General features: G+C 73.1%; 8 protein-coding genes and 1 pseudogene. 4 read left to right on the plus strand and 5 right to left on the minus strand.

What is annotated here, in order from left to right; translation table 11 throughout:
- Together ACTIR_RS21760 and ACTIR_RS27860 are read left to right on the plus strand one after the other, a co-directional pair.
- A pseudogene (locus tag ACTIR_RS21760) lies at nt 1-416 on the plus strand (methyltransferase); the annotation flags it as partial.
- Entirely contained in the window at nt 388-633 is a 246-nt protein-coding gene (locus ACTIR_RS27860; protein WP_026453431.1) for a CDGSH iron-sulfur domain-containing protein, read from the plus strand. The pseudogene ACTIR_RS21760 and the gene ACTIR_RS27860, both read left to right, overlap by 29 nt.
- Nucleotides 634-830: 197 nt before the next feature.
- On the opposite strand, the gene ACTIR_RS0104840 is transcribed toward ACTIR_RS27860, so the two are convergent.
- Both ACTIR_RS0104840 and ACTIR_RS0104845 read right to left on the minus strand, forming a co-directional pair.
- The gene (locus ACTIR_RS0104840) at nt 831-1829 is read right to left on the minus strand and encodes an iron-containing redox enzyme family protein (protein ID WP_324607087.1); all 999 of its coding nucleotides are present in this window, start codon (nt 1827-1829) and stop codon (nt 831-833) included.
- Between the two features lie 162 nt (nt 1830-1991).
- Nucleotides 1992-2549: a hypothetical protein gene (locus ACTIR_RS0104845; RefSeq protein WP_026453433.1), complete on the minus strand. Its 558-nt coding sequence runs from the start codon at nt 2547-2549 to the stop codon at nt 1992-1994.
- A gap of 261 nt (nt 2550-2810) precedes the next feature.
- On the opposite strand from ACTIR_RS0104845, the gene ACTIR_RS0104850 reads away from it, so the two are divergent.
- On the plus strand, nt 2811-3128 hold the full coding sequence (locus tag ACTIR_RS0104850) for a DUF2795 domain-containing protein (protein ID WP_007024873.1): 318 nt from the start codon (nt 2811-2813) through the stop codon (nt 3126-3128).
- Between the two features lie 105 nt (nt 3129-3233).
- Here ACTIR_RS0104850 and ACTIR_RS0104855 read toward each other — a convergent pair whose 3' ends face one another.
- Complete coding sequence (locus tag ACTIR_RS0104855; protein WP_026453434.1) at nt 3234-3545, minus strand: hypothetical protein; 312 nt, start codon at nt 3543-3545, stop codon at nt 3234-3236.
- A gap of 98 nt (nt 3546-3643) precedes the next feature.
- Between ACTIR_RS0104855 and ACTIR_RS0104860 the strand changes: the two genes are divergently transcribed.
- The gene (locus ACTIR_RS0104860) at nt 3644-4867 is read left to right on the plus strand and encodes a site-2 protease family protein (protein WP_026453435.1); all 1224 of its coding nucleotides are present in this window, start codon (nt 3644-3646) and stop codon (nt 4865-4867) included.
- Between the two features lie 386 nt (nt 4868-5253).
- On the opposite strand, the gene ACTIR_RS27390 is transcribed toward ACTIR_RS0104860, so the two are convergent.
- Nucleotides 5254-5541, minus strand: coding sequence for a hypothetical protein (locus ACTIR_RS27390; protein WP_233345822.1), 288 nt, complete (start codon nt 5539-5541; stop codon nt 5254-5256).
- Nucleotides 5529-5870 (minus strand): hypothetical protein, encoded by a 342-nt coding sequence (locus ACTIR_RS27395; protein WP_233345823.1) that lies wholly within the window; start codon nt 5868-5870, stop codon nt 5529-5531. The genes ACTIR_RS27390 and ACTIR_RS27395 overlap by 13 nt, the downstream gene beginning before the upstream one ends.
- Nucleotides 5871-6213 lie beyond the last annotated feature (343 nt).

The raw sequence follows: 6213 nt of genomic DNA on the forward strand, positions 1-6213 counted from the left end.
TCCGGGTGCGCCGGGGCGAGGCACCGGCGGCGGCCTCCCGGGGTCCGTTCGAGCTGATCGTGGCCAACCCGCCGTACGTCCCCTGGCCGGGGACGGGGCGGCGGGTCACCCGGTGGGACGCGGGCGGGGACGGGCGGGCGGTGCTCGACCCGTTGTGCGAGACCGTGCCGGAGCTGCTGGCGTGGCACGGGTCGTTCCTGCTCGTGCAGTCCGCGTTGTCCGGGGTCGACGCCACGCTCGCCGCGCTGCGCGGCAGACGGCTGGTGACGACGGTGCCGGTGCGGCGGTGGGTGCCGTTCGGCCCGGTGCTGCGCCACCGGCGCGAGTACCTGGAACGACGTGGCCTCGTGCGGCGGGACCAGCGCGAGGAGGAACTGGTGGTGATCCGTGCCGACCGACGCGAACGACCGGAGTGAGGCACGGCCGGCTGCCACACGGCCGGCTGTCACCGGGCGCGAACGACGGCGGGTCACGGTCGTGCCCGGCGGTCCCGTGCTCGTGGAAGGCCCGGTCGAACTCCGGCTCGCGGACGGCAGCACCGTGGTCTCCGACCGCTTCCAGGTCGCCGTCTGCGCCTGCCGCCGCAGCCGGACCTGGCCCTTCTGCGACACCAGCCACCGCCGCCGCCGCTGACCCCGCGAGTCGCCACCCCGGACCCGCGAGTTGACGTTCCAGACCCGCGAGTAGCCACCTGAGGCCCGCGAGTCGACGCCCCGGACCCGCGAGTTGACGCTCCGGACCCGCGAGTCGTCACCCCGGACCCGCGAGTCGACGTCGGAAACCCGCGGGTCGCCATCCCGGACCCGAGGATCCGCGTGCGGCCGGTGGCCTCACGTCCCCGGGGCGGCGCCGAGGGGCTCACGCAGCGAGCTCGCGCCGGCGTCCCACCGGCCGAGCACGTGCTCCGCGAGGTGGGTCTCGGTCAGTTCGGTCGCGCGGATGCCGAAGAGCACGTCGGCGGCGAGCCCGGGCTCGTGGTCGAGGAGGTCGCCGATCACCTCGTGGCGCATCACCTGTTCGTGGACCGCGTCGGCCTCGATGTGCTCGGTGAAGAAGAGCCGACAGGCCTCCGGCGCCCCGTGCCGGTCCAACGCGGTCACCATCCGGCGTGCGCCCGGTGCGGTACTGATCTCGGCCGCGGCGAAGTGGCCCACGAGCGCACCTCGCAGCCCACGGTGCAGACCGAACAGGGACATGAGGTTGACGGTCGCGAACGACGGGGCGGGCACGTGCTCGGCGTAGTGCAGATACCCCGCCCGGAGGCCCGCGGCCTCCAGCAGGTCCGCGTAGAGCCGCGAATGCATCCGCTCGTACCGGCCGCCGCCGAACTCGTCGAACTCGACGGCGACCAGCGCCGCCTTGGCCTGCCCACGCAACCGCGGGATGACCCAGGCGTGCGGGTCGGCCTCCTTGAGGTGGTAGATCGAGCGGTGCACCAGGTACTCCCGCAGCTGCCACCACGCGCCGTCGTCCGCCAGCCGGTGGGTCAGGCCCGTGCCGTGCACGGGCTCGACCAGCAGCTCGTCCAGCGCGGCGTCGACCGCCTCCCGCCCCTGTCCGCCGGGGATCTCCGCGCGCAGTCCGTCCAGGAAACGACGCTCCAGCCGACCGCGGGAGCGCAGCAGCTCGGGATCCCACTCCCACGCCGGATCCACCCCGGTGAAGCCCCGGTAGTGCAGCTCGTAGCAGACCTGGAGGGCGAGGTGCAGGTCGTCACCGAACGGGTCGGTGTCGTCGGCGTGCCGCGCGGTCGTGTCCCCGAGGGAGCGGACGGCGGCGTCCCGGTCGCCGGGTCGGTGCCGCAGCGCCGTCGTCAGCACCTCGGACACCGGACCACGCGGACCCGGCAACGGAGGCACCGACCGCGCCGCGTCGGTCGGGGGGTGGCCGACCGTCGTGGGGCCGGCGGGATTCGCGATGCTCACACCGTCGCAGTACCCGGTGCGGGGGGTCGGGACACGGGACACCGCGGGGCCGGCCGCGGATCCCGGTCAACAGAACAGCAGGCAGCCGTCGTCCTCGTCGTCCCCACCGTCGTCGCCCCCACCGTCGTCACCGCCACCGTCGTCGCCGGTGTCCGGTGGGGGGTCCGCCGGTTCGGGCGGCTCCTCGGGGGGTTCCGTGGTGGGTGGTGGATCGTCCCGGGTCGGGGTCGGCGAGGCCCCGTCCGCCCCGTCGTCGCGGGGGTCGGGGTCGTTTTCCCCGTCGTCCGGCCCGCCGCCGCCCCGCCCCGGGGCACCACCGGAGTCCCCGGTCTTCTCCGGTTCGTCGGTCCCGGTGTCGTCGGCCCCGCCGTCCGTCGGGACGAGGTAGGTGTGTCCCGCTCCGCCGTCGGGGACGGCCGGGACGGTGGGGGAGGGGTCGGCGTCCCGGGTACCGATCCGTGGCTCGGCGCCGCCCGGGAGCATGCCGACGGTCACCGCACTGATGCCGCAGCCGACGACGACGGCACCCATGACCGCCAGCACCCGCATGCGGGAGCCGGGTTCCGGCGGAACCCGGTCGTTCCCGTCGTCGTCGGAGAACCGCGTCGACACGTCGTCACCCACCGGACAAGTCTCTCGGGCCGGGAACGGCCCGGTCCGCCTCACCGTATGTCATTGCTGTGAAGCTCTCGGCAGGCATTGTGCCGGACACCGCGCCGGCGGAGGTGACATGTCGCGAAATCGTGTCACGCCGTCACCCCCGGTGCACGATCGGTCACGCGACGGCGATCGCGGCGGTGCGACCGGTGGCGGTGCGTCCGGCGCGCCACGCCGTCGTTTCGACGTCCCCCTCGCGGGGTAGTTGCCGCCCGGAGGTGGAACACCATGGCGACATCCGTCGAGAAGCTGCGGGAGGCCCTGTCCGGGGCCGATTTCCCCGCCGACCGGGACGAGCTGGTCCGGCAGGCCGAGCGGTCCGAAGCGGACTCCGAGACGATCCGCGCGCTGCGGGCGATCCCGCCGACCGACTACGCCAACCTCACCGAGGTGGAGCGGTCGGTGTCGTTCGAGCAGCCGCAACCGGCGGGCGAGGAGGCACGTCGCAGGCACAGCCGACACGACAAGGCGGGTGTGGCCGAGAGCGAACAGGAGACGCCCACCCACCCGATCGTCGAGGAGCTGGGCGAGAACCGGGGGTCGTGACGGCATCGACAGAGCGGACCGGCTCCGCCCCGATCGGGGCGGAGCCGGTCCGTGGAGCCGGCACGGGACCGGGTCCGGGCGGGGAAGTTCGTCTCCGGCCGGCGATCAGGGTGAGGTCGTCCCCGGGGTGGTTCCGGTCGTCGACCGCCGCTGCTGCGGCGGCACGAGCACGTCTCCCCGGCCGGTGGGCGCCTCCGGGGTGGCCTCGGGGACCGTGTCCCGGCGCAGTGTCTCGTGGCGCAGCGTCTCCCGGACACCGTCCTGCTGCAGCTCGGCGTTGGCCTCCCGCTGCTGCTCGATCGCCTCGATCAGCTCGTGGGTACTCATGTGCGCCACGAAGGAGATGCCCACCCGGTGCGCCTCGCTGGTCAACTCTCCCATCGTCATCGTGAAAAGATCCGTACGTTCGCCGGCCATAGTGTCCTCCGCGTCTGCGTGTACTCCGATCGGGTAGCCAGCGGTGCGCAGCGTTAACCCACCAGGTGGAATGACATGGATCGCACAGGAGGCGGTACATGAAGGCGACGATCCGGCTCGGCACGATCGCGGGGATCCGCGTGGGTGTGCACTGGAGTGTGCTGGGCATCCTGATCATCCTGGTGGTGGCGCTGGGGGTGGCGCGCTGGCCGCTGCTCGTGCCGGGCTATCCCACGGCCGCCTACGTGGGCGCGGCGGTCGTGGCCGCGCTGCTGTTCCTCGGATCCCTGCTGGCGCACGAGCTCTCGCACGCCGTGGTGGCACGCCGCAACGACGTCGAGGTCGACGACATCACGCTGTGGCTGCTGGGCGGGGTGGCGAAGCTGCGCAGCGAGGCCCGCACCCCGCGGGCGGACCTGCGCATCGCCGCGGCCGGACCGCTGATGAGCCTGCTGGTCGCCGCGCTGTTCGGACTGCTCGCCGTGCTGCTGGTGACCGTGGACGCCGGGGTGCTGATCGTCGGGATCGCCGCGTATCTCGCGGCGATCAACGTGGTGCTCGCGGTGTTCAACCTGATCCCGGCCGCGCCCCTGGACGGGGGGCGCATCCTGCGGGCCGCGCTGTGGGCGTGGAAGGGGGACCGGGCCCGCGCCGCGATCTGGAGTGCCCGCGCGGGACGCGGTTTCGGCTTCGCGCTGACGCTGCTCGGCGCGTGGCGCCTGCTGTTCACCGGCTCGGGTGACGGCCTCTGGTGGATCCTGATCGGTCTGTTCATCGTCACGGTGGCGCGGGCGGAGGAGCAGCAGGCCGCGCTCGGCGCCACCCTGGGGGAGGTGCGGGTCGGTGAGGTGATGTCGGCCGACCCCGACACGGCCGACGGCGGGCTCACCGTGCAGGACTTCCTGCACGGTGTCGCGCTGGTCCGCAGGCACTCGGCCTTCCCGCTGGTGGATGCCGAGGGCGGTCTCGAGGGACTGGTGACGCTGAACCGGCTGCGGTCGGTCCCGGCCGGGGCGCGGACGGAGACCACCCTGCGCGCCATCGCCTGCCCGCCCGCCGAGATCCCGACCTCGCACCCGGACGAACCGCTGACCGAGCTGCTCACCCGGATGCAGGGCTGCGCCGACGGTCGTGCCCTGGTCTACGACGGGGAGAAACTCGTGGGCATCGTGACCCCCACCGACGTGAGCCACGCCGTGACCCTGCGCGGCCTGGGGGTGGACACCGCCCCGCAGGACCGCCCGGGCGGGGAGCAGGACCGGCAGGGCGGCGGGGCCGGAGGAACCGACCCCGACGGACCGCCGCCGTCCCGGCGGGTGTGACCCGGCCCCGCCGACGGACAGGTGGAGGACGGGCCCAAGCTGTACAAGGCCGATCACGCGGGAACGGTGTCCGAGACTGCTCGGTGCGGTCGATTCCCACTCCGATGGCCACGTGCAGCTGGTCGACTGTGACGGTCCCCGCGGCTGCGCCCGGTGGGACAAGCGAGGGTGGAGAGGCTCCGGGGAGAACCACTGCACCGCAGTCGTAGCGGGGTGCATCCTGCCGGAGCGGGAAAGGAGTCTTAACATGCGTCAGGGCCAGGGTCCCGGTCTGCCCCGGGTAGCACCTGGCCTGGCGACTGGCCCACCACCCACGGTGGCGCGCTCCTGGATACGACTATACAGCGGCGCGCCCCGTCGTGCCCAGCCCTGCCCCGTGGGCGGTGTCAGCAGCCGGTGTCCATGTCGAGTTCGTAGACGCAATGCTCCAGCAGCGCCCGGCAGTCCGGGTCACCTTCGCGGTGGGCACGGACGGCGCCGGCGACGACGTCGGCCGCCCACAGCGGCTCAGCCGGGCCGGGGACGTGCTCGATGGTGAACCTGCTGCCCTTGGGTAGCTCGTACCGGGCTCCCTGCACAGCGCGCACGTCACGCGCGTTGAGCGCCGTGGTACGGCCTTCCATCAGCAGCCGTTCGACACCGTAGCCGTGCAGCTCCAACACTAACGTGCGCACACATCGCGCTCGTGCCCGTTCCTGACGCGCCGGTGCGGCACCGGGCCACCCACCACCACCAGGTGCAGTGCCTCCAACGCCGCCAACTGCTTAACCGCGGCACGCTGTTCGGCCGCGTCCATCTCGTTCCAGTGCAGCTTCCCCGCCGAGCGCCGACGCCCCCGCAAGCTGTCCAGCACCTCACGCGCGAGGTCGTGACCCCCTTGCTCGAACACCGCCGCGGCCACCACGTAGTAGCCGCCCGCCCGGGATTCGCGGAACGACTCATCGGCATACGCACACTGCGGCGATGAGAAGGCACCGGAGTCGGCTGCCGGGGTCTCGGCCATCGCCCGATTGTCCCGATCACCACGACAGGCCCACGGCCACCCTGTCCGCTCGATCGGATGAAGTTCTCCCTGATCGCCCGCTGTCACGTCGGCGCGCGGCTGTGCTGGTGCCGGTGCGGGCAGGACGAACACCTGGTGCGGCTGCTCGGCTTTCGTCGTCCGATTGGCGTACGGCCGGAGGCGCCTCCGGTGGTGATCAGTGGCTCCAGGAGCTGCTGAGGAACGAGGGACGGCTGTCGATCAACTCCCGGACAGCTGTTAGGGCCGCCCGCCCACGCCGGTGGCGGCCTCACCGGGCCGTCCGCCCGGCACCTTCGGGGCCAGGGGCGGGGTCGCCGCGCCC

The sequence above is a fragment of the Saccharomonospora iraqiensis subsp. iraqiensis genome (assembly GCF_000430445.1).
GTDB lineage: Bacteria > Actinomycetota > Actinomycetes > Mycobacteriales > Pseudonocardiaceae > Saccharomonospora > Saccharomonospora iraqiensis.